Here is a 21,201-nt window from a genome sequence, read left to right on the forward strand (position 1 = left end):
CTGTCATCGGAACCTGAGAGGTTCATCACGACCACACGTAAAGACGGTCATGACTTGCACCTTGGGTGGAGCCGCACAGCTGCGGCCCGCTTTTCAGATCTGCCTCATCCACGCGGTACGGGGCCTGAGAGATTCAAGGGAGGAACTTGCTCCTTCGGCGCCCGGCGCACACGGTGACCGGGACTCTCCCGCGCGGATTCAAACGGCCGGTATGCAGTTGGCGGGCACATCATCGCACGCGTCGCGGCCGAACGGGACGGCCGGTCCACAACTCGCCGTACACCGTGAAAAGCTTGTGCCGCATTACCATTTCTTTACACTTTATGGGCAAGGGTCTTGGGCCAGGGTGACTGAGCTGACAGGGGGACGGCGATGATGTCGCAGGGGTCCGGCGCGTATGCCACGACGGCGGGGGTGCCCGCCCAGCAGGGCGCCAGGGAGGTAGTGACCGGGCCGGTGCCGGTCGTCCGGGATCTGCGGGGGAGGAGCGGCCGGGTGCCGGCGGCCCTGGTCTTCGCGGCGGGGGACGTGGTGGTCGTCTCCGGGCTGCCAGGCAGCGGCAAGTCCACCCTGATCCGGCGGGCCGCCGAGGGCGGCGGGATCGACTCCCAGGACGCCAGGGACCGCTGGCGGCGCCGGCTGCCCGGCTCGCTGCCGTACGCCGTCTACCGCCCGTTCGTCCGGATCGCCCACTACCGGGGGCTGTGGCGCGCGCTGCGCTCCGGCGTGAGCGTCGTCGTCCACGACTGCGGTACGCAGACCTGGGTACGGCGCTGGCTGGCCCGCGAGGCCCGCAGGCGCGGCCGCGGGCTCCATCTCGTCCTGCTGGACGTCACCCCCGAGGTGGCCCGCGCGGGCCAGCTCGAGCGCGGCCGCGGAGTCTCGGGCTACGCCTTCGCCCGCCACCGCCGCGCCGTCGGCCGGCTGCTCGGCGGCGCGGAGACCGGCCGCCTGCCCCGTGGCTGCGCCACAGCGGTCATCCTGGACCGGGACGCGGCGGCAGCGCTGGCCAGGATCGCCTTCCCGGCGCTGCGGGGGGAGTGAGCGCCTGTCGCTCCGGGCCCGGGCCCGCACCTTTCACCGCGCGGCCCCGCACCTCCCGCCGCCCGGCCCGCGTATCGCCCATCGCGCGCCGGCGCACGTTCCGGCCTGCGGCGTTAGGGTGCTGCGGCAAGGTCGAGGGTGGAGGGGAATGACTGTGAACGCAGCATGGCCGGGCAACGAGCTCGAAGAGGTGCTCGCCGCCTCGCTCGGGAGCGACACGGCGGGCGGGCGGCTGATCGAGGTGCTGGGGCGGAGTCAGGTCTGGGTGCCGCTCCCCAACGGCGGCGGCCCCGAGAGCCGCGACCTCGACCTGCCGACGATGGAGATCGAGGGCGCCCCGTACGTCCCGGTGTTCAGCTCCGAGCAGCAGTTCCTGCAGAGCGCCGGCGCCCATATGTCCTTCGCCGTCGCCCCGGCCCGCGATTTTGCCCGGGGCCTGCCCCCGCAGCTCGGGATCGCGGTCAACCCGGGCGGCGCGGTCGGACTGCCGCTGCCGCCGCCCGCCGTCGCCGAGCTGTGCCGGGCGGGCCGCACCCCGCTCGACGGCCCGGCGAGCGGCGGCCGGGTCCGGCTCTTCGAGCCGGACTGGCAGGAGGACCCGGTCGACTTCCTCACCGCCGCCGCGAGCGAGTTCGAGTCCTCCGGTGTGGTGGTCTCCGCCCGCCGCGCGCTCGCCAGCGTCGAGGGTGAGGCGCCGGTGCTCTTCATAGGTGTCCAGCTCTCCTCCTGGGAGGCGGCCGACCGCAACGCCCCGATGGACGCGCTCGGCCGCGCGCTGGGCCGGGTGGGGGTGAGCTGGCCCGTCAATCTCGTGCTGCTGGACGTCGCCCAGGACCCGGTGGGCGACTGGCTGCTGGCGAAAGTGCGTCCGTTCTTCGAGCGTGGGTACGTCTGACCTGGAGCGCGGGTCCGCCCAAAAGGGACAGGCACCGGCCCGGAAGGGCCGGCCGCCTGTCCGGTGGGCACGCCCGATGTCAAGTCAGTGTCAGGACCGCCGCCTAAGCTGGTTTGATGGGTGGGGCCGGCACCGGTCGCCCGGAGGGGCCCGCCCACGACTCACACCGCGGGGGACTCCGGGGGAGCCGGCCGAATGGTGGATCGAAGAGGGGCGGAACCCAGAGTGAGCGCGTCAGGCACCGCGGCGGCCGGGCAGGTCGAGCACATGCTGCGCCAGGTGACGCCAGGGCGCTACGACGCGTACGAGGCGCTCCTCCAGGCCCTCGCCGACGACAGCGTCTGGATGCTGCTCTGGCACGGCCGGGCCGGTGCGCCCGACGCCCAGTACGGCAACATGGAGATCGACGGCCAGGGATACGCCCCGTGCGTCACCTCCGCCCAGGAGCTCTCCCTCAGCGGCTGGACCCGCGCGCACGAAGTGGTCACCGGCCAGGAGATCGCCCGCGCGCTCTACCCCGACCGCTGGGGAATCTGGCTCAACCCGCACGCACCCGGCGGCGGTGTCGGCATCCCCTGGCTCGATCTGCGGCGCATCGCCACCGGCCTCGACCGGATGCCCGCGGGACCGCTGCGGCTCTCCGAACCGGCCATCGAGCTTCCGCAGTTCTACGCCCTGCTCACGCAGAACGCGCATCGCACCCCGGCGGTCCGCTCCCTGCGCCGCGCCTGGGTGCAGCCGGCGCTCGGCGCCCCGTATCTGGCGATCGGCCTCGATCTGTACGACACGAGCCCGGCGTCCGTCGAGTCCGTACGCGCGATGATGCGGCAGTCGATCGCCGCCGTCCCGGACGGACTGCCGGTCTCCACCGTCGCGATGTCCGACGAGTACGACCCGGTGACGATGTGGCTGGGTGCCAACTCCCGCCCGTTCTACGACCGTGAGGCGCATGTGTCGCCGGCGCCGCCGTCCGGTTACGGCTACCCCCCGCCCGCCTCACGCGCCTACTGAACACCCGGCACACCCGGCGTGCGCCCGGGACGCGGTCGGCGGATGCCCCCGTTCCGCACCGCATAGCGGCAGTAGGGCGACATGTCCGATCTGGGGGAATAGCGACCGAGATGGTCCGCTGAGAGGCGCGCGGCGTCCGGATAACGGAAACCCTCTGAGCGCATCACGTTTGAGCAAACATTCCCCGTCAGGTCTGGCGGGTGATCGCAAAGTCGCTGAAGACTCCCTGCAGCAGGTGGTCCCGACTTCATGGACGATGCGCTGACATCAGCGGTTCCCGTCCGGGCGGACCACATGCGACATGTGATGTGAAAGAGCCGCTACAGCGGCGGTCATGGGCCGGCCACCGTCGGCCGAGAGGGGTCTCCAGCGCAATGACGGCACCTATCGAGACCACCGGGTCGGCGGCGCGAGCGCAGCCGGAAGCGGTGCTGGAAGGCGCCGGGGGCAAGCAGATCGAGGGCCGTTCGCTCGGCCGGATCGCGTGGACGCGTTTCAAGCGGGACAAGGTCGCCGTAGCGGGCGGCGTCATCGTGATCCTGCTGGTTCTTGTCGCCGTACTCTCCAAGCCGATCCAGGCGGTGTTCGGGCTCGACCCCAATGCCTTCAACCAGGACCTGGTCGACCCCACCCTGCTCGCACCCAAGGGCAGCTTCGGCGGTATCAGCTGGGATCACCCGCTGGGCGTCGAGCCGCAGACCGGCCGCGACATCCTGGCCCGCATCATCGAGGGCTCCTGGGTCTCCCTGGTGGTCGCGGCGGGATCCACGCTGCTGTCGGTCGTCATCGGCGTCGTGATGGGCGTGGTGGCGGGCTTCTACGGCGGCTGGGTGGACAGCGCCATCAGCCGCATGATGGACACCTTCCTCGCCTTCCCGCTGCTTCTCTTCGCGATCTCCATCTCGGCATCGCTCCAGGGCAGCGCGTTCGGCCTGGAAGGGCTTCCGCTGCGCATCGCGGTGCTGATCTTCGTCATCGGCTTCTTCAGCTGGCCGTACATCGGCCGGATCGTGCGCGCGCAGACGCTGAGCCTGCGTGAGCGGGAGTTCGTGGAGGCGGCCAGGTCCCTGGGCGCACGCGGCCCGTTCATCCTGTTCCGCGAGCTGCTGCCCAACCTGGTCGCGCCGATCCTCGTCTACTCGACGCTGCTGATCCCCACCAACATCCTCTTCGAGGCTTCTCTCAGCTTCCTTGGGGTCGGTATCGCTCCACCGCAGTCTTCATGGGGCGGCATGCTGTCCACCGCGGTCGATCTCTACCAGGTCGACCCGATGTTCATGATCATCCCCGGCATGGCGATCTTCATCACCGTGCTGGCCTTCAATCTGCTGGGGGACGGGCTGCGTGACGCACTCGACCCCCGTGGCAAGTAATAGCGGCCCTGCCGCATCGGTCAATCGAGGGGGCTTTCCTCAGGATGAACAGCAGAAAGACGGCAGCGGCCATCGCCGTGACGCTGGCCATGGCGCTCGGTGCGAGTGCCTGTGGCAGCTCCGACAAGGACACTGACGACAGCAACGGCGGTGGCGGCAGCGCCAAGGTCGATGCCGCGATGTCGAGCATCGTCAACGCGACCGACAAGAAGGGGGGGACGGTCACCTACGAGCACTCCAGTGGTCCCGACTCCCTGGACCCGGGCAACACCTACTACGGCTGGGTGCAGAACTTCTCCCGCCTGTACGGCCGTTCCCTGGTCACCTTCAAGCCGGCCGCCGGCAAGGAGGGTCTCGAGGTCGTCCCCGACCTCGCGACCGGACTCGGCAAGGCGAGCGCGGACGCCAAGACCTGGACCTACACGCTCCGCAAGGGCGTCAAGTACCAGGACGGCACCGAGATCACCTCGAAGGACGTCAAGTACGCCGTCGAGCGCAGCAACTTCGCGCCCGAGGCACTGTCCAACGGTCCGACCTACTTCAAGGCGTACCTTGAGGGCGGCGACAAGTACAAGGGTCCGTACAAGGACAAGTCCCCCGAGGGTCTGAAGTCCATCGAGACCCCGGACGACTACACGATCGTCTTCAAGCTCAACAAGCCGTTCGCGGACATGGACTACCTGGCCGCCTTCTCGCAGACCGCTCCGGTCCCGCAGAAGGCCGACAAGGGTGCCGAGTACGTCCAGAACATCGTCTCCTCCGGCCCGTACAAGTTCGACTCGTACAGCGAGAGCAGCGGCGCGACCCTCTCCCGGAACCCCGAGTGGGACCAGGCGAACGACCCGATCCGCAAGGCTCTGCCGGACAAGATCGAGCTGAAGTTCAACGTCAACGCCACCACGATCGACGAGCACCTGCTCAACGACTCGATCACGGCGGACGTCGGCGGCACCGGCCTCCAGGCCAAGACGCAGCCGAAGGTGCTCGTCAAGGCCGCCGAGAAGGCCAAGACGGACAACCCGTACGCGGGCGCGCTCCAGTACATGGCGATGAACGTCAACGTGAAGCCGTTCGACAACGCCGACTGCCGCAAGGCCGTGCAGTACGCGGTCGACAAGGCCGGCGCGGTCAACTCCATCGGCGGCTCGGTCAAGGGTGACCCGGCCACCACGCTGATCCCGCCGTCGGTGAGCGGTTACAAGAAGTTCGACCTGTACGCGACGCCGGGCAACAAGGGCGACGCGGCCAAGTCCAAGGCGGCTCTCACCGCCTGTGGCAAGCCGGGCGGCTTCAAGACCACGCTGACGGCCCGCGCGGACCGTCCCGACGAGGTCACCGTGGCCACCCAGATCCAGGAGAGCCTGAAGAAGGTCGGGATCGCGGCGGAGATCAAGACCTTCCCGTCCGACAAGTACTTCACGGACTTCGCCGGTGTGCCGGACTGGGTCCACAAGAACAACGCGGGCCTCATGATGATGGCCTGGGGTGCCGACTGGCCGACCGGCTTCGGTTTCCTCGACCAGATCGTGAACGGTTCGGCCATCAAGCCGTCCGGTGGCACGAACCTGATGGAACTGAACGACCCGAAGATCAACAAGGCGCTGTCCGACGGCATCGGCACCGTTGACCCCGCGGCCCGCCAGGCGGCCTGGGGCAACGTCGACCAGCTCGTCATGGAGAACGCCTCGGTCGTGCCGCTGTTCTACCGCAAGAACCTGCTCTACCGGCCGGACTCCGCGGCCAACGTCACGGTCACCGAGGCCTACCTCGGCATGTACGACTACGTGCTGATGACCTCGTCCAAGTGACGGTGGCACCGGGTGATCCCGGTGACACCACGTAACACCTGTACATCAAAACAGCACCCCCCGAAAGGCAGGTGAAGGTGTCGGGCCGTCCAGGCGTACCCCGCCCGGACGGCCCGGCACCAAACGGCTGTGGCTGCGTACATCATCCGACGCGTCTTCGCCGCGGTGTTGCTGCTGCTGGTGGTCAGCGCAGTCACGTTCGCGATCTTCTTCCTCGTGCCCCGTCTCGGCGGGCAGACGACCGACTCGCTGGCCGCCCAGTACATCGGCAAGAGTCCTACCCCGGACGCCATCGCCGCTGTCAAGAAGAATCTAGGGCTCGACCAGCCCGTTTACCTCCAGTACTGGGACTTCATCAAGGCCATCGTGGTCGGTGCCGAGTACAACTTCGGCCCCAACCCCTCGGTCTGTCACGTCCCCTGCTTCGGCTACTCGTTCAAGACACATGTCGAGATCTGGCCCGAGCTCCTCCGCCGTATACCGGTGACCCTGTCGCTCGCCGTCGGCGCCGCTGTGCTCTGGGTCGTCTCCGGTGTCGCCATCGGTGTGCTCTCCGCGCTCAAGCGGGGATCGATCTTCGACCGGCTCGCCATGGCCGTCGCCCTGGCCGGTGTCTCGCTGCCGATGTTCTTCACCGGTCTGGTCGCCGCCGCCCTGTTCAGCTTCCACTGGACGATCTGGGACAGCATCGAGTTCGTACCGTTCACCGAGAATCCGGCCGACTGGGCCTGGAATCTGATTCTTCCCTGGTGCACGCTCGCCTTCCTCTACTCGGCGCTCTACGCACGGCTCACCCGAGCCGGGATGCTGGAGACGATGGGCGAGGACTACATCAGAACCGCGCGGGCCAAGGGTCTGCGTGAGCGCAAGGTGATCTTCAAGCACGGCCTGCGCGCCGCGCTGACCCCGCTCGTCACCATCTTCGGCATGGACTTCGCACTGCTGCTCGGTGGCGCGGTCATCACCGAGCGCGTCTTCAGCTTCCAGGGCATGGGCGCCTACGCCATCCAGGGCGTGATCCAGAGCGACCTGCCCAAGGTGATGGGTGTGACGATCGTCGCCGCCTTCTTCATCGTTGTCTGCAACCTGCTGGTGGACCTTGTGTACGCCGCGATCGACCCCCGGGTGAGGCTCTCATGAGCGACGTACGCAAGACGGGCGCGGACGCGGCCGCCACGGGGACGAGCACGGGTACGGGGACGAGCACGGGTACGGATTCCGCGGGTGCCGCCGAGAAGTTCCTGTCCGTACGGGACCTCCGCATCCACTTCGACACCGACGACGGCCTGGTGAAGTCCGTCGACGGCGTCAGTTTCGACCTGAAGGCCGGCCAGACGCTCGGCATCGTCGGCGAGTCCGGCTCGGGCAAGTCCGTGACCTCGCTGGGCATCATGGGGCTGCACAACTCCGAGCGGGCCAGGATCTCCGGTGAGATCTGGCTGGACGGCGAGGAGCTGATCGGCGCCGGAGCCGAGCGGGTGCGCAAGCTGCGTGGCCAGAAGATGGCGATGATCTTCCAGGACCCGCTGTCCGCGCTGCACCCGTACTACAGCATCGGCGCGCAGATCGTGGAGGCCTACCGCGTCCACAACGCCGTCGACAAGAAGACTGCCAAGAAGCGGGCCGTCGACATGCTCGACCGGGTCGGAATCCCCGAGCCCGCCCGGCGCTTCCACGACTTCCCGCACCAGTTCTCCGGCGGTATGCGCCAGCGCGCGATGATCGCGATGGCCCTGGTCAACAACCCCGAGCTGCTGATCGCCGACGAGCCGACGACGGCCCTGGACGTGACCGTCCAGGCGCAGATCCTCGACCTCATCCGCGATCTGCAGAAGGAGTTCAGGTCGGCGGTCGTCATCATCACCCACGACCTGGGCGTCGTCGCCGAGATCGCGGACGACCTGCTGGTGATGTACGCCGGCCGCTGCATCGAGCGCGGATCCGCCGAGAAGGTCTTCTACCAGCCGCAGCACCCCTACACCTGGGGCCTGCTGGGCTCGATGCCCCGCATCGACCGGGAACAGACCGAACGGCTGGTGCCGGTCAAGGGCACCCCGCCCAGTCTGATCAACGTGCCGTCCGGCTGCGCCTTCCATCCGCGCTGCCCGTACGCCGACATCCCCAAGGACAACGTCACCCGCACCGAGCGTCCGGAGCTGCGGCAGATCACCGACGGGCACTTCTCCGCCTGCCACATGTCGCCGGCGGAGCGGGAACAGATCTGGACCGAAGAGATTGCGCCGAAGCTGTGACTGATCTGAGCAAGAAGATTCCGCAGCAGGCGTCGGACAGTTCCGGACCCGAGCCGCTCCTCAAGGTCACCGGCCTGGTCAAGCACTTCCCGATCACCAAGGGCGTGCTCAAGCGCAAGGTGGGGGCGGTCCAGGCGGTCGACGGACTGTCCTTCGACGTGCGCCCGGGGGAGACCCTCGGTGTGGTCGGCGAGTCGGGCTGCGGCAAGTCGACCATGGGCCGGCTGATCACCCGGCTGCTCGAACCGACCGCTGGAAAGGTCGAGTTCCAGGGGCGGGACATCACGCATCTGTCCGCCGGCGCGATGCGGCCGATGCGCCGTGACGTCCAGATGATCTTCCAGGACCCGTACGGTTCGCTGAACCCGCGCCACACCATCGGCGGGATCGTCAGCACCCCCTTCAAGCTCCAGGGCATCGAGCCCGAGGGCGGCGTGAAGCGGGAGGTCCAGCGGCTGCTGGAGCTGGTGGGCCTCAGCCCCGAGCACTACAACCGCTATCCGCACGAGTTCTCCGGCGGTCAGCGGCAGCGCATCGGGATCGCGCGGGCGCTCGCGCTCAACCCGAAGCTGGTCGTCGCCGACGAGCCGGTCTCGGCGCTGGACGTGTCGATCCAGGCGCAGGTGGTGAACCTGCTGGACGACCTCCAGGACGAGCTGGGTCTGACGTACGTGATCATCGCGCACGACCTGTCGGTCATCCGCCATGTCTCGGACCGCATCGCGGTGATGTACCTCGGCAAGATCGTCGAGCTGTCGGACCGCAAGTCGCTGTACGAGTCGCCGATGCATCCGTACACCAAGGCGCTGCTCTCCGCCGTGCCGGTGCCCGACCCGGGCAGGCGCGGGGCGAAGAGCGACCGGATCCTGCTCAAGGGCGATGTGCCGTCGCCGATCTCGCCGCCGAGCGGCTGCCGCTTCCACACCCGGTGCTGGAAGGCGACAGAGATCTGCAAGACGACCGAGCCGCCGCTGATCCAGCTCGCGCTGGGCCACCAGGCGGCCTGCCACCACCCGGAGAACGCTCCGGACCAGCACCCCGAGGACACGGTGCTGCTGTCGGACCTGGCGGACCGCGAGACGATCGAGCTGGCGGACGTGCCGGCCGGAACGTCCGAGGACCCGGCCACGGACTCCGCCGGCGAGGTCTCCAAGGACGCGGGTGCCGGGGTCTCCAAGGACCAGGGATCCACGGACACGGGAGCCCCGGTCAAGGAGTAGGCCAGAGAACAGCCCCGGCCGGCCCAGCGGATGGGCCGGCCGGGGCTGTTCTGCTTCCCGGCACAATGAACAGGTGTTCCACGACCTCGTCACGCCCTCTGTCCAGCACGCGCTCGACCTCGCGGGCATCTTCGTCTTCGCGATATCCGGCGCGCTGCTCGCCGTACGCAAGAACTTCGACGTCTTCGGTATGGCGGTGCTGGCCGAGATCACCGCGCTGGGCGGAGGGCTGCTCCGTGACCTGATCATCGGCGCCGTCCCGCCGGCCGCCTTCACCGATCTCGGCTATTTCTCCATGCCCCTGGTGGCGACCGCCCTGGTGTTCTTCCTGCATCCCCAGGTCGAGCGCATCCAGGGCTCGGTCAATGTCTTCGACGCGGCGGGGCTCGGCCTCTTCTGTGTCACGGGCACCACCAAGGCGTACGAGTACGGCCTCGGCCTCACCGCCTCGGTGGTGCTCGGTCTGGCCACGGCGGTCGGCGGCGGTGTGCTGCGCGACGTCCTCGCCAACGAGGTGCCCTCACTGCTGCGCTGGGACCGCGATCTGTACGCCGTCCCGGCCATCGTCGGTGCCACGATGGTGGCGCTCTGCATCCGCTTCGACACGCTGAACGCGCTGACCAGCGGTCTCGCCGTACTGACCGCCTTCCTTCTGCGGCTACTGGCGATGCGCTTCCACTGGCGGGCGCCGCGCGCCTGGAACCGGCGCTCGGACGCGGCCGAGGAGACCACCCCGGCCCGAGGTTAAGCTACCGCTTAGTACGATCCTGTTGTACGGTTACCTGTCATGGCACAGGCATCCATCGGGGACAGCGAGTTCGACCGTGGCACCGCTGTCACCCCGCGTGAACCGGGCGTCTATGACGCGCAGCTCTCCCCGGGCTGGACGATCATGAACGTACTCAACGGCGGCTATCTGCTGGCGACCATCGGCCGCGCCCTCGGTGACGCCCTGCCGCATCCTCATCCGTTCGCCGTCTCGGCGCACTACCTCACACCGTCGGTGCCCGGCCCGGCCGTGGTGCGAACCGAGACCATACGGTCCGGCCGTACGCTCTCCACCGGTCAGGCGTCCCTCTTCCAGACCGAGGAGGACGGCAGCGAGGTCGAGCGGATCCGGGTCCTCGCCTCCTACGGAGATCTGGAGACGCTGCCCGACGACGTACGGACGACGGCGAAGCCGCCCGCGATTCCGCCGCTGGAGCACTGCGTCAGTACCGCTGACGGGCCGTCGCAGCCCGGCGACTTCTCGATGATCGACCGGCTCGCCATGAGGATCGACCCGGCCACGATCGGCTGGGCCGTGGGCGCGCCCTCCGGTACGGGCGAGATGCGTGCCTGGTTCGCCCTCGCGGACGGCCGCGACGCCGACCCGCTCTCGCTGCTGCTCACCGTGGACGCGCTGCCGCCGACCTCGTTCGAGCTGGGGCTGCGGGGCTGGACACCGACCATCGAGCTGACCATCCATGTCCGCTGCCGCCCGGCGCCCGGGCCGCTGCGGGTCGCCATCACCACCCGTAACCTCGCCGGCGGCTTCCTGGAGGAGGACGCGGAGGTCTGGGACAGCGCGGACCGCCTGGTCGCCCAGGCCCGCCAACTGGCCCGCGCGCCACGCGACTGAACGGGCCGCGCGACGGACGGGCCGCGCGACTGAACGGGCCGAGTGGCGGACGGGCCGCGTGGCGTCCACCGGCCACCACGGGACCGGCTGCGTGATGGCGGGCCCGCGGCTCGTAGAATCGAGCCCACCATGGCTTACCTCGACCACGCCGCGACCACTCCGATGCTGCCGGAGGCGATCGAGGCGATGACCGCCCAGTTCGCCTTCGCCGGCAACGCCTCCTCGCTCCATGCCGCCGGGCGCCGGGCCCGCCGTACCGTCGAGGAGGCCCGCGAGACGCTCGCGGAGGCCCTCGGCGCACGGCCCAGCGAGGTGGTCTTCACCTCGGGCGGCACGGAGGCGGACAACCTCGCCGTGAAGGGCCTGTACTGGTCCCGCCGCGATGCCGACCCGGCCAGGACCAGGGTGCTGGCCAGCCCGGTGGAGCACCACGCCGTCCTGGACGCCGTCGACTGGCTCGGCGAACACGAGGGCGCGACCGTCGAATATCTGCCGGTTGACGCCTACGGCCGGGTCCTCCCCGAGACGCTGCGCGCGGCCATCGAACGGAACCCCCAGGACGTCGCCCTCGCCACCGTCATGTGGGCCAACAACGAGATCGGCACCATCCTGCCGGTCCGCGAACTGGCCGATGTGGCGGCGGAATTCGACATTCCGCTGCACTCCGACGCCGTCCAGGCCTTCGGCCAGACGGAGCTGGACTTCGCCGCCTCGGGACTGGCCGCGATGACCGTTTCCGGCCACAAGATCGGCGGCCCCTACGGCATCGGCGCCCTGCTGCTCGGCCGCGAGTACACCCCCGTCCCCGTGCTGCACGGCGGTGGCCAGGAGCGTCATGTGCGCTCCGGCACCCTCGACGTCCCCGCCATCGCCGCCTTCGCCGTCGCGGGCCGGCTGGCCGCGCAGCGGCGCGAGGACTTCGCCCGCGAGATCGGCGCCCTGCGGGACGAACTGATCAAGGCCGTATGCGACGCCGTCCCCGACGCGGTCCTCGGCGGCGACCCCGACCACCGCCTCCCGGCCAACGCCCACTTCAGCTTCCCCGGCTGCGAGGGGGACTCGCTGCTCCTGCTCCTGGACGCCCAGGGCATCGAGTGCTCGACGGGCTCGGCCTGCACGGCGGGCGTGGCCCAGCCCAGCCATGTCCTGCTGGCCACCGGCAGCGACCCCGACCTGGCCAGGGGAACCCTGCGCTTCTCCCTCGGCCACACCTCGACCAGGGCGGACATCGAAGCGGTGGCCAAGGCCATCGCCCCCGCGGTAAAACGAGCCAGAAGCGCCGGCCTCACCTGACCCCGCGCCGGGCGCTGACCCGTCCGGGGCGAGCACCCGCTACGGCGAACCGCCGCCGCCCCTCATCTGCTCGGGCGGCTGGGGCCCCGGTGAGGGCGACGCGCCGGTGCGCACCTGCTGCCAGATCGACAGCAGCGCCACGACCTGGGCGACGAAGAAGGCGATCTGCACGGAGGCCGTACGCAACTGGTAGAGGGAGAGCAGCAGCCCCGCCCGGGTCGGCCAGTAGTGCTTCTCCGAACGGAAGGTGTCGACGTCCATCGCGACGCCGCTGAGGGACAGTACGAGGAGCAGCAGGGACGCCCACAGGGTGCTCGTGCCGACCGCCTGGCCGAAGGCCACATTGCCCAGCCGGTCGACCAGCACGGGCAGGGCGCACGTCAGCGACAGCCCCAGCGCCCGGACAGGGCCGCGCCGGCCGGGCAGCACCCGCCACAGCGCGCCGAGGGTGAACCCGGCGCATGCCCAGACGATCTGCTGACTGATCACGTACTCCACGAAGCCCGCCAGGCCGAAGCGCGCACTGAACATGTCCGCCCAGAGCACCCCCTTGACCTGGTCCGCCCAGAACAGCACGGCGGTGGCGGGCAGCCCGAAGAGCGAGGCGAAGAACGCCGCCCGGCCGGCATTGCCCAGCCACGTCGCCCGTGGGCCCCAGGCGAGCGCCAGCTCCACCGGCCGTACCGAGTCCGGCAGCGGCACCCGGGTGTGCGGATGCGTCGCGTGGGGTGGTGTCCAGCGGTGCAGGCGGTCGAGCGTCCGCTCGATGGCCGCGCGTTCCTTGTCGCCCTGCCCCTGTTCCAGCCGGCGCAGCTGAGCGTGCAGCTCCCGCTGGCGGCGGGCCGATCCGATGAGCCGCTGCCGGTCGCCGTCCTTCACCACGCTGAGCAGCGGAACGCCGGGCACCAGCTCCTGGGCGAGGACCGAACGCCATCGGCCGAGGGCGAGCAGCCCGGACAGTGTCAGCCAGAACACGAACAGGGATATCAGCGGGACCGGAGTGCCGCCGTACCAGCCCATCACGGGGGCCACCCCGATCACGAAGAAGACCCGGAGGACCAGCCATTCCGTCCTCGACGGGGCGGAGACGGTGGCGTGGGGCGCCGCCGACCGCGCACGCAGTACGGCGAGCAGGGCGATCGGAGTCGTCCACCACCAGATGGTGAAACCGAGCCAGTCCGGCAGATCGGACGCGAACCAGGCGAGATCCCAGAACAGATCGTATGTGTGCCGATGGCCGTAGTCCCAGTCGCTCTTCTGCGTGCTGAGCCAGCTGATCCGCTCCCAGTTGTTCTCCGCCGCCCACAGACCCGCCGCCGGGAGGAACAGCGCGAAGAGAGCGAGCAGGCCGAGGACGCTGTGCGGGAAGCGGCCGGGGGAGGTGGCCGCAGGGGGAGTGGCGAAGGACCGCCACAGCCGCAGCGCGCAGGACACCACGCCGACCAGCCAGATGAAGGCGAGGGCGGCGCAGGCCAGGGCCAGCCAGTAGACGCCGCCGGTGGCGGCGAGCCGGTCGACACCTGCCGGGTCGCTCTCCCAGTCCAGGGCGAAGCGGCGGGGCAGGGCGAAGGTCTCGGGGGTGAGCGCCACCGCGGTGATGTACGCACCGGAGAGCAGCACAGAAACCGTGGCGACGAGCCGTGGCTTTCCGAAGAGACACATCAGCCCGCCCATGGCGGTGGACAGCAGCAGATGGATGGATATGCGGTTCTGTGACCAGAAATCGCCGGAACCCAGCGTCTGCCTGAGGTGGTTCAGCAGATTGTCGTCGAGCGCGTAGGCGAGCATGACGGCGAACAGGAGCCAGGCCCACAGCAGCAGGTTCCGGCGAGCCGCTTCCTCGGCCGGTGTCGGTAGGGACGAGACGGCGTCACGCCGCAGCTGCCACAGCGTGGCGAGCAGCATCGCGAACACCGCGAAGTCCCAGGTCATCCAGGCGAACGCGGAGTAGATGTACCAGGGGTACGTACTCCACCTGGCCGCCATCGCCTTGGCGGCGGGCGGCTGGAGCAACAGGCGCACCTCGGGGGGCCGGTGGCCGGCCTTGGTCTGCGTCCAGGTCAGCAGACCGGCCGATCCGGCGGCCGGGGCGGGCGAGACGGACCGCGCGGCCCGTTCACCGAGGTCGACCTCGACCTCTTTCCACCAGGACCCGGCGAGAGCCCGCGGATGGATCAGCCTCAGCGTCCAGAAACGCTTGCCGGCCTCGATGCGCCACGGTCCGAAGTCCCGCTCGCTGAGGTCGTTCACCCAGGTCGAGGCCCGGTACTCGACGACGACCCACGCCTTGTCGAGAGAGATCTTCGGCGCTCGGTAGCGCCATTCCGAGTCGCGGTAGGGGACGGTCGTGGCGGGATCCCGGAAGAGGCAGCGCATGGCGGCGCGGTACGGCTCCGTATCGCCGTTGAGCAGCAGGTTCGAGGCCCGCTTCCAGGAGGTGGGGACCTTGACGACGAAGACGCTCTCGGCCATCGAGTAGTCCTGGCCGTCATGATCGAGTCGTACGGACGCGGTCACCCGGGCCTTGGCCAGCTGCTCGGTGGCGCAGACGTCGTCGCCGGGCGCCGGAGTGGCGGCCGCGGCGGGAGTGGCCGGGCAGGCCAGCAGAAAGACCAGCCCGAGCAGCATCAGCCCGAACGCCTTCGGTAATCGCCTCATGACCGCCGTATGTATCACCTGTCGCGTCGGGCTGGACACCCTGGATCGGGCTCTGTTGCCGAAGACGGTCCGGAGCGGGTCTATACCGGGGTCCGGGCCTCGCGGACGAGTTTTAGGTAGCGGTCCCAGTCCCAGTGGGGCCCCGGGTCCGTGTGGTCCGTGCCCGGTACTTCCACATGGCCGACGATGTGCTCGCGGTCCACGGGTATGTCGTACCGCTCGCAGATCCCGGCGGTCAGCCGGGCCGAGGAGCGGTACATCGCGTCCGTGAAGGAGGCCGGCTTGTCCACCCAGCCTTCGTGCTCGATGCCGACGGACCGTTCGTTGTAGGGGCGGTTTCCCGTGTGGTACGCCACATCCAGCTCGCGGATCATCTGCGCCACCTGCCCGTCCTTGCGGACCACATAGTGCGTGGCCGCGCCGTGGGTCGGGTTGCGGAAGACCCTGAGGGCCACCTGATAGCTGCCCTGGACGACATGGATCACCACCCGGTCCACGGTGTAGTCGGCCGGGCGGTCCGCACGCCGGTAGTTCTCCGGGGAAGCCGCGACCCACAGGGCCCGGGCGTAGTCCAGCTCGCCTTCCGTGCGTGCCCTCTCGATGCCCGGTGTCTGCCACCAGAGCCTGCTCAGCTCCTCCCGCGCCGCCACGCCCCCACCGAGCACCGCGGCCGCGCTGCCGATCAGTACCGCCCGCCGTCCGACCCGGGGGCCGTCCGTGGATGCGCGTCCGCGCCGGCCCCCGCCGCTGCCCGCGGCCCCCCGTGTTTTCTCGCCCATGTGATCGCCAACGAATACACGCGCGACTGTGGTTCCCCCGGCCCGTACCCTGGTGGGGCTATGACTCAGAATTCCCAGCGCCCCCTCCGCGTGCTCGCCGCCATGTCGGGCGGCGTGGACTCCGCCGTCGCCGCCGCCCGTGCCGCAGAAGCGGGCCATGATGTCACCGGAGTGCATCTCGCGCTCTCCGCGAATCCGCAGTCCTTCCGCACCGGCGCGCGCGGCTGCTGCACCATCGAGGACTCCCGCGACGCGCGCCGCGCCGCCGACGTCATCGGCATCCCCTTCTACGTCTGGGACCTCGCCGAGCGCTTCCGTGAGGACGTGGTCGAGGACTTCGTCGCGGAGTACGAGGCGGGCCGCACCCCGAATCCGTGCCTGCGCTGCAACGAGAAGATCAAATTCGCTGCACTGCTCGACAAGGCGCTCGCCCTCGGCTTCGACGCCGTGTGCACGGGGCACTACGCGACGGTCGTCACCGGCCCGGACGGCGCCCGCGAGCTGCACCGCGCCAGCGACATGGCCAAGGACCAGTCGTACGTCCTTGGGGTCCTCGACGAGCGCCAGCTCGCGCACGCGATGTTCCCGCTCGGCGACACCCTCACCACCAAGGACGAGATCCGCGCGGAGGCCGAGCGCCGGGGCCTGGCCGTGGCGAAGAAGCCCGACAGCCACGACATCTGCTTCATCGCGGACGGCGACACCCAGGGCTTCCTGGCGAACCGTCTGGGCCGGTCCGAGGGCGACATCGTCGACGAGTCCGGTACGAAGGTCGGCAGCCATGACGGCGCGTTCGGCTTCACCATCGGCCAGCGCAAGGGCCTGCGCATCGGTCACCCGGCCGCCGACGGCAAGCCGCGCTACGTGCTGGACATCTCGCCCGTCGACAACACCGTGACGGTCGGCCCGGCCGCCGGTCTTGACGTCATGGCGCTGACCGCCATCAAGCCCCGCTGGTGCGGCACCGCGCCCACGGGGCCCGGCGGCTATACGGCGCAGCTGCGCGCCCACGGCGGCGAGACGGCCGTGACGGCGGAGCTGACCGACGGCACTCTGCACGTCAGCTTCGAGGAGCCGGTGCGCGGCGTGGCACCGGGCCAGGCGATCGTGCTGTACGACGGCACGCGCGTGGTCGGCTCGGCGACGATCGCGACGACGGAGCGGCGCACCCAGGCCCTGACCGGCTGACTCCGCTGTTCCCTGACTCCGCTGTTTCCCGGCCGGGGCGGCCGAGCCGGGCGTGAGGCCGGCCGGGTCCTCCGGTCGCCCCCGATGGAAGGAAAGCTGCCGCCTTGGCCGAATACCGACTGGATGCCGTGCCCGAAGCGGTGACCAATGTCTTCTCGCGCGAGCTGCCCGCCGTGCTGACCGTCGACCCGGGAGACACCGTCGTCGTCCACTCGCTGGACGCGTCCGGCCACCTGGAACGGCAGCGGACCCCCGGTGAGGTCCGGCCACGGATGTTCGGCGGCCGGCCGGGCCACTGCCTGGCGGGGCCGATAGCCGTCCGTGGCGCCGAACCCGGCATGGCGCTCGCGGTGCACCTGGAGTCCCTGCGTCCCGACGACTGGGGCTGGACCGTGGCAGCCGCCGCGGACACCCCGCTCAGCCGACGGCTGGGGCTCGCGGACGCCGATCCCTCCTGGCTGCTGTGGGAACTCGACGCCGACGCGGGCACCGGGACCAACCAGTACGGGCACACCGTGTCCCTCGCGCCCTTCCTCGGCGTCATCGGCATGCCGCCGGCCGAACCGGGAGAGCATTCGACGATCCCGCCCCGCGCCTTCGGCGGCGGCAACATCGACTGCCGCGAACTGGTGGCCGGCTCCACCCTCTTCCTCCCGGTCACCGTCCCGGACGCGCTGCTCTGCGTCGGCGACGGCCACGCGGCCCAGGGCGACGGCGAGGTCTCCGGCACCGCCGTCGAATGCGGCATGACCACCCGGCTGACGCTGGACCTGCGGACGGCTCCGCCGGTCCCGACGGCGCACGCGGTGACCCCGGCGGGCCGGATCACCTTCGGCTTCGACGAGGACCTCAACGAGGCGTCGGCGGAGGCGCTGTACGCCATGCTGACGTGGATGATGTCGCTCTACGGCCTGGACCGGGCCGCCGCGCTGGCACTGGCCAGCGCGGTGGTCGACCTCCGGGTGACGCAGGTGGCCAACCGCGTATGGGGCGTCCACGCGCTGCTGCCGGACGGCGCCGTGCGCTGAACCGAACGGCCCGCGCGGAACCGAACGGCCCGTTGCAGCTCCGGTGACGCCCACCGCCCCGGCCTCCCGTTGCGGGGCCGGGGCGGTGACCTCTGCGGGGGTGGCGGGAGTGTTACCGGCCGGCCTGCAGCGCGGACCAGGTCGCGCTGCCGACGATGCCGTCCGCGCCCAGGCCGCGGCCGCTCTGGTAGTCACGGACCGCCTGGGCCGTGCCGGAACCGAACTGGCCGTCGATGGACACCGTCCGGCCGAGGGCGGCCGTCAGCGCGCGCTGGAGACGTTCCACCACGGCGCCGCTGCTTCCCTCACGCACCACGGTGGTGGCCCCGGCGGAGAGCAGGGCCGTCCAGGTACGGGCGCCGACGGCGCCGTCGGCGGTCAGGCCGCGGCTCTGCTGGAAGGACTTGACCGCGTTCGCCGTCCCGGTGCCGAAGATGCCGTCAGCGGTGCCGGCGTTGTGGCCCTGCTGGGTCAGCAGCGTCTGCGCGGCCTTCACCTGGGCGCCGGTGGAGCCGTTGCTCAGGGTCGGGTACGAGGCGAAGTTCAGCTGCACGCTGCCACCGCCGCCGCCGGTGCTGCCGCCCACCAGCTGCATGTAGTAGGTCCAGTTCCAGTTCGGCCCCGGGTCGGTGTGGTCGTTGCCCGGTGCCTCGGAGTGGCCGATGACGTGCGCCCGGTCCTTGGGGATGCCGTACCGGTCGCACAGGTACTTGGTCAGGGCCGCCGAGGAGCGGTACATCGCGTCGGTGAACCAGCTCGGGTTGTCGATGAAGCCCTCGTGCTCGATGCCCAGGCTGGAGGCGTTGGCCGAGCGCGCGTGGTAGGCGGTGTCGCTGTCGCGGACCATCTGGGTGACCGCGCCGTCGGAGGAGCGGACCACGTAGTGGGAGCTCACCTGCGAGGACGCGTTCTGGAACCAGCTGATGGTCCCGGCGTACGAGCCCTGGGTGACATGCACGATCACACTGCTGATCGACGCGGTCCGGCCGGCGCTGTAGTTGGCGGCGTTGGCGGGAACCCACGCGGCGGGCGGGTAGTCGGGGCTGAGGGCGCCCCGCTCCGAGCCCGCCGCCGCGTAGCGGCCGCGCTCGGGCTCGACGGTGCGGGGCTTGACGGTGACCGTCTCGCCGCCCGCGACGTCCGCGCTGATGCCCTGCGAGAGGAACGTGTAGACGGCGTCGGCGTACAGCCGCGCCGTGCCGATGTCGGTCGCCCCGCCGTAGCGGGCGACCACCGGGTACCACTCGTCGACGCTGCGACGCTCCGCGGTGTCCAGCCCCAGACCGTCGGCGTAGGCGCGCAGCACGGCCGCGCCGCCGCGGATGTTCGCCGCCGTGTCCTCGCGGAGCTCGGTGCGACCCTCGCCGGTCAGCTCGGCGGCCTTCTCCAGGGTGTGGCTCTTCGGATTGCTCACCAGATGCATCACCCCGTAGCCGTTCGCCTGGCTGGGCTCGCCGCGGTGTCCGTCGAGGTGCGTCTCGCCGTACCCGACCGCCACCAGGACGTCCCGGGGGACGCCGAACTCCGCCGCGGCGCTGCTGAAGGCCCGGCTCATCGCGTCACGGTCCGCCGGAGCGGCGGGAACGGACGCGGCGCCGGCGGGCTGGGCCGTGGCGACGAGCACCGTGGTGATCAGGCCACCGAGCGCGGACAGCGCGGTTCTCTTCCACGGAGTCGATCGTCGGTACATGCTTCCTCCTGGTCGGCTTCGCGGTCTCCGCCTGAGCGGAACGATTGGGTCTACGCCCGTTGAATGGACCACTCCTACCGGCGAGTCATGTACATGTCAAGGATAGGCAAGTACCGCTGACCGCAACGAGGTTGGCTGATTGTCACACGTGGCGCGTCGCGAGCGAAGCTCAAGCGACTGTCCGCACCGGACCACTTCACCGATCCGTGCCTCGCGCCATGAGCCCATAAAAACAGGGCGCTTGGCGGAGCGTCAGATCTGAGGAGGCGTCAATTGACCTGCTGACGTGCCGCGTAGCGACGTGCGGCAGCGCCGGGCCGGGCAGAACCCGGCCCGGCGCACCGCTCGGCGGTGCGGATTCCCCTCAGTCGCCGACGACCTCCGTGTCGTAGAAGCAGAAGTGATCCTTGACCTGTGCGACCTCCGCCTTGGGCGTGGGATATCCCCAGACCAGATCCGGAGCGTCAGGCAGCGACCAGTACGAGGCGTCGCCCTTGAACGGGCAGTGCGTGCTGGTCTCCGAGGGGGTCAGCAACTCCGTCCGTACGTCCTCCGGCGGGAGGTAGTAGCGGACGGGACAGCCCGTCTCGCGCAGCAGCAGCGGACTGCGGCTCTCCGCCAGGACCTGTCCGTCGCGTACGACACGTACATGCTCGGTGCCCTGCTCGATGGTGATGCGGTGTCCGGTGGCCATGGTGATGTGTCCCTTCGGGGGTGCCTGTTCCCTGCGTACCTCATACCGTTCAGCACCGATCCGCGGCGCGCTCTTCCCGGCCCGTACCGTGAGCCCATGAATATCTGCGTCTTCCTCTCCGCCGCCGATCTCGACGAGCGCTACACGGGCCCCGCCCGTGACTTCGCCGAGCTGATCGGCAAGGGCCGCCACACGCTCGTGTGGGGCGGTTCCGACAGCGGGCTGATGAAAGTCGTCGCCGACGGGGTGCAGCGGGCGGGCGGCCGGCTGGTCGGCGTCTCGGTGGACTTCCTGGAGGCCGTGGCCCGGCCGGACGCGGACGAGATGGTGGTGGCCAAGGACCTCGCGGAGCGCAAGGCGCTGCTGCTCGCCAAGTCCGACGCGATCGTGATCATGGTCGGCGGTACGGGCACCCTGGACGAGGCCACCGAGATCCTGGAGCTCAAGAAGCACGCCCTGCACGCCAAGCCGGTGGTGCTGCTCAACACGGCCGGTTTCTACGACGGGCTGAAGCAGCAGTTCCGGCGGATGGACGAGGAGGGCTTCCTGCCCGTCCCCCTCACCGACCTGGTCTTCTTCGCCGAGGACGGGGTGGGAGCCCTCGCCTACCTGGAGGAGGCCGTGGGCGTGCGGTGAGCCGTGCCCGG

General features: G+C 70.0%; 18 protein-coding genes and 1 riboswitch. Of the genes, 14 read left to right on the plus strand and 4 right to left on the minus strand.

What is annotated here, in order from left to right; genetic code table 11:
- Positions 1-103 precede the first annotated feature (103 nt).
- Positions 104-201: riboswitch (glycine riboswitch) on the minus strand.
- Between the two features lie 171 nt (positions 202-372).
- The 11 genes from ACZ6MZ_RS06330 to ACZ6MZ_RS06380 all read left to right on the plus strand — a co-directional run bounded on the left by ACZ6MZ_RS06330 (position 373) and on the right by ACZ6MZ_RS06380 (position 12,517).
- Positions 373-1,044: an AAA family ATPase gene (locus ACZ6MZ_RS06330; protein ID WP_389783673.1), complete on the plus strand. Its 672-nt coding sequence runs from the start codon at positions 373-375 to the stop codon at positions 1,042-1,044.
- A 148-nt stretch (positions 1,045-1,192) separates the two neighbouring features.
- Positions 1,193-1,939: an enhanced serine sensitivity protein SseB gene (locus tag ACZ6MZ_RS06335; RefSeq protein WP_469350150.1), complete on the plus strand. Its 747-nt coding sequence runs from the start codon at positions 1,193-1,195 to the stop codon at positions 1,937-1,939.
- Between the two features lie 225 nt (positions 1,940-2,164).
- Complete coding sequence (locus ACZ6MZ_RS06340) at positions 2,165-2,950, plus strand: enhanced serine sensitivity protein SseB C-terminal domain-containing protein (RefSeq protein WP_389783669.1); 786 nt, start codon at positions 2,165-2,167, stop codon at positions 2,948-2,950.
- Between the two features lie 374 nt (positions 2,951-3,324).
- The gene (locus ACZ6MZ_RS06345) at positions 3,325-4,323 is read left to right on the plus strand and encodes an ABC transporter permease (RefSeq protein WP_389783667.1); all 999 of its coding nucleotides are present in this window, start codon (positions 3,325-3,327) and stop codon (positions 4,321-4,323) included.
- Between the two features lie 44 nt (positions 4,324-4,367).
- The gene (locus ACZ6MZ_RS06350; RefSeq protein WP_389783666.1) at positions 4,368-6,131 is read left to right on the plus strand and encodes an ABC transporter substrate-binding protein; all 1,764 of its coding nucleotides are present in this window, start codon (positions 4,368-4,370) and stop codon (positions 6,129-6,131) included.
- A gap of 129 nt (positions 6,132-6,260) precedes the next feature.
- A complete protein-coding gene (locus ACZ6MZ_RS06355; RefSeq protein ID WP_469350152.1) occupies positions 6,261-7,271 on the plus strand; it encodes an ABC transporter permease in 1,011 nt (336 codons plus the stop codon).
- Positions 7,268-8,383, plus strand: coding sequence for an ABC transporter ATP-binding protein (locus tag ACZ6MZ_RS06360; protein WP_389783663.1), 1,116 nt, complete (start codon positions 7,268-7,270; stop codon positions 8,381-8,383). Before ACZ6MZ_RS06355 ends, ACZ6MZ_RS06360 begins: the two co-directional genes overlap by 4 nt.
- Complete coding sequence (locus tag ACZ6MZ_RS06365) at positions 8,380-9,603, plus strand: ABC transporter ATP-binding protein (RefSeq protein ID WP_469350154.1); 1,224 nt, start codon at positions 8,380-8,382, stop codon at positions 9,601-9,603. Before ACZ6MZ_RS06360 ends, ACZ6MZ_RS06365 begins: the two co-directional genes overlap by 4 nt.
- A gap of 73 nt (positions 9,604-9,676) precedes the next feature.
- On the plus strand, positions 9,677-10,351 hold the full coding sequence (locus tag ACZ6MZ_RS06370) for a trimeric intracellular cation channel family protein (RefSeq protein WP_469350156.1): 675 nt from the start codon (positions 9,677-9,679) through the stop codon (positions 10,349-10,351).
- Positions 10,352-10,390: 39 nt separating this feature from the next.
- Positions 10,391-11,224: a thioesterase family protein gene (locus tag ACZ6MZ_RS06375; RefSeq protein WP_384189363.1), complete on the plus strand. Its 834-nt coding sequence runs from the start codon at positions 10,391-10,393 to the stop codon at positions 11,222-11,224.
- 129 nt (positions 11,225-11,353) lie between these two features.
- On the plus strand, positions 11,354-12,517 hold the full coding sequence (locus tag ACZ6MZ_RS06380) for a cysteine desulfurase family protein (protein ID WP_389783654.1): 1,164 nt from the start codon (positions 11,354-11,356) through the stop codon (positions 12,515-12,517).
- A gap of 39 nt (positions 12,518-12,556) precedes the next feature.
- On the opposite strand, the gene ACZ6MZ_RS06385 is transcribed toward ACZ6MZ_RS06380, so the two are convergent.
- Positions 12,557-15,175, minus strand: a complete 2,619-nt coding sequence (locus tag ACZ6MZ_RS06385) for a DUF6185 family protein (protein WP_469350159.1) — start codon at positions 15,173-15,175, stop codon at positions 12,557-12,559.
- An 80-nt stretch (positions 15,176-15,255) separates the two neighbouring features.
- Positions 15,256-15,954 carry an N-acetylmuramoyl-L-alanine amidase gene (locus ACZ6MZ_RS06390; RefSeq protein ID WP_469350161.1) on the minus strand — a complete coding sequence of 233 codons (699 nt, stop codon included), beginning with the start codon at positions 15,952-15,954 and terminating at the stop codon, positions 15,256-15,258.
- 60 nt (positions 15,955-16,014) lie between these two features.
- On the opposite strand from ACZ6MZ_RS06390, the gene mnmA reads away from it, so the two are divergent.
- Entirely contained in the window at positions 16,015-17,142 is a 1,128-nt protein-coding gene (gene mnmA, locus ACZ6MZ_RS06395; protein WP_469350162.1) for a tRNA 2-thiouridine(34) synthase MnmA, read from the plus strand.
- Positions 17,143-17,246: 104 nt separating this feature from the next.
- Positions 17,247-18,170, plus strand: coding sequence for an acetamidase/formamidase family protein (locus tag ACZ6MZ_RS06400; protein ID WP_389783645.1), 924 nt, complete (start codon positions 17,247-17,249; stop codon positions 18,168-18,170).
- A 112-nt stretch (positions 18,171-18,282) separates the two neighbouring features.
- On the opposite strand, the gene ACZ6MZ_RS06405 is transcribed toward ACZ6MZ_RS06400, so the two are convergent.
- A complete protein-coding gene (locus tag ACZ6MZ_RS06405) occupies positions 18,283-19,860 on the minus strand; it encodes a peptidoglycan recognition protein family protein (RefSeq protein ID WP_469350164.1) in 1,578 nt (525 codons plus the stop codon).
- 364 nt (positions 19,861-20,224) lie between these two features.
- Positions 20,225-20,560, minus strand: a complete 336-nt coding sequence (locus ACZ6MZ_RS06410) for a DUF427 domain-containing protein (protein ID WP_384189427.1) — start codon at positions 20,558-20,560, stop codon at positions 20,225-20,227.
- A gap of 90 nt (positions 20,561-20,650) precedes the next feature.
- Between ACZ6MZ_RS06410 and ACZ6MZ_RS06415 the strand changes: the two genes are divergently transcribed.
- Positions 20,651-21,190 carry an LOG family protein gene (locus ACZ6MZ_RS06415; protein ID WP_384189350.1) on the plus strand — a complete coding sequence of 180 codons (540 nt, stop codon included), beginning with the start codon at positions 20,651-20,653 and terminating at the stop codon, positions 21,188-21,190.
- The last annotated feature ends 11 nt before the right edge of the window (positions 21,191-21,201 follow it).

It is taken from the genome of Streptomyces sp. NPDC042201, from assembly GCF_055582185.1.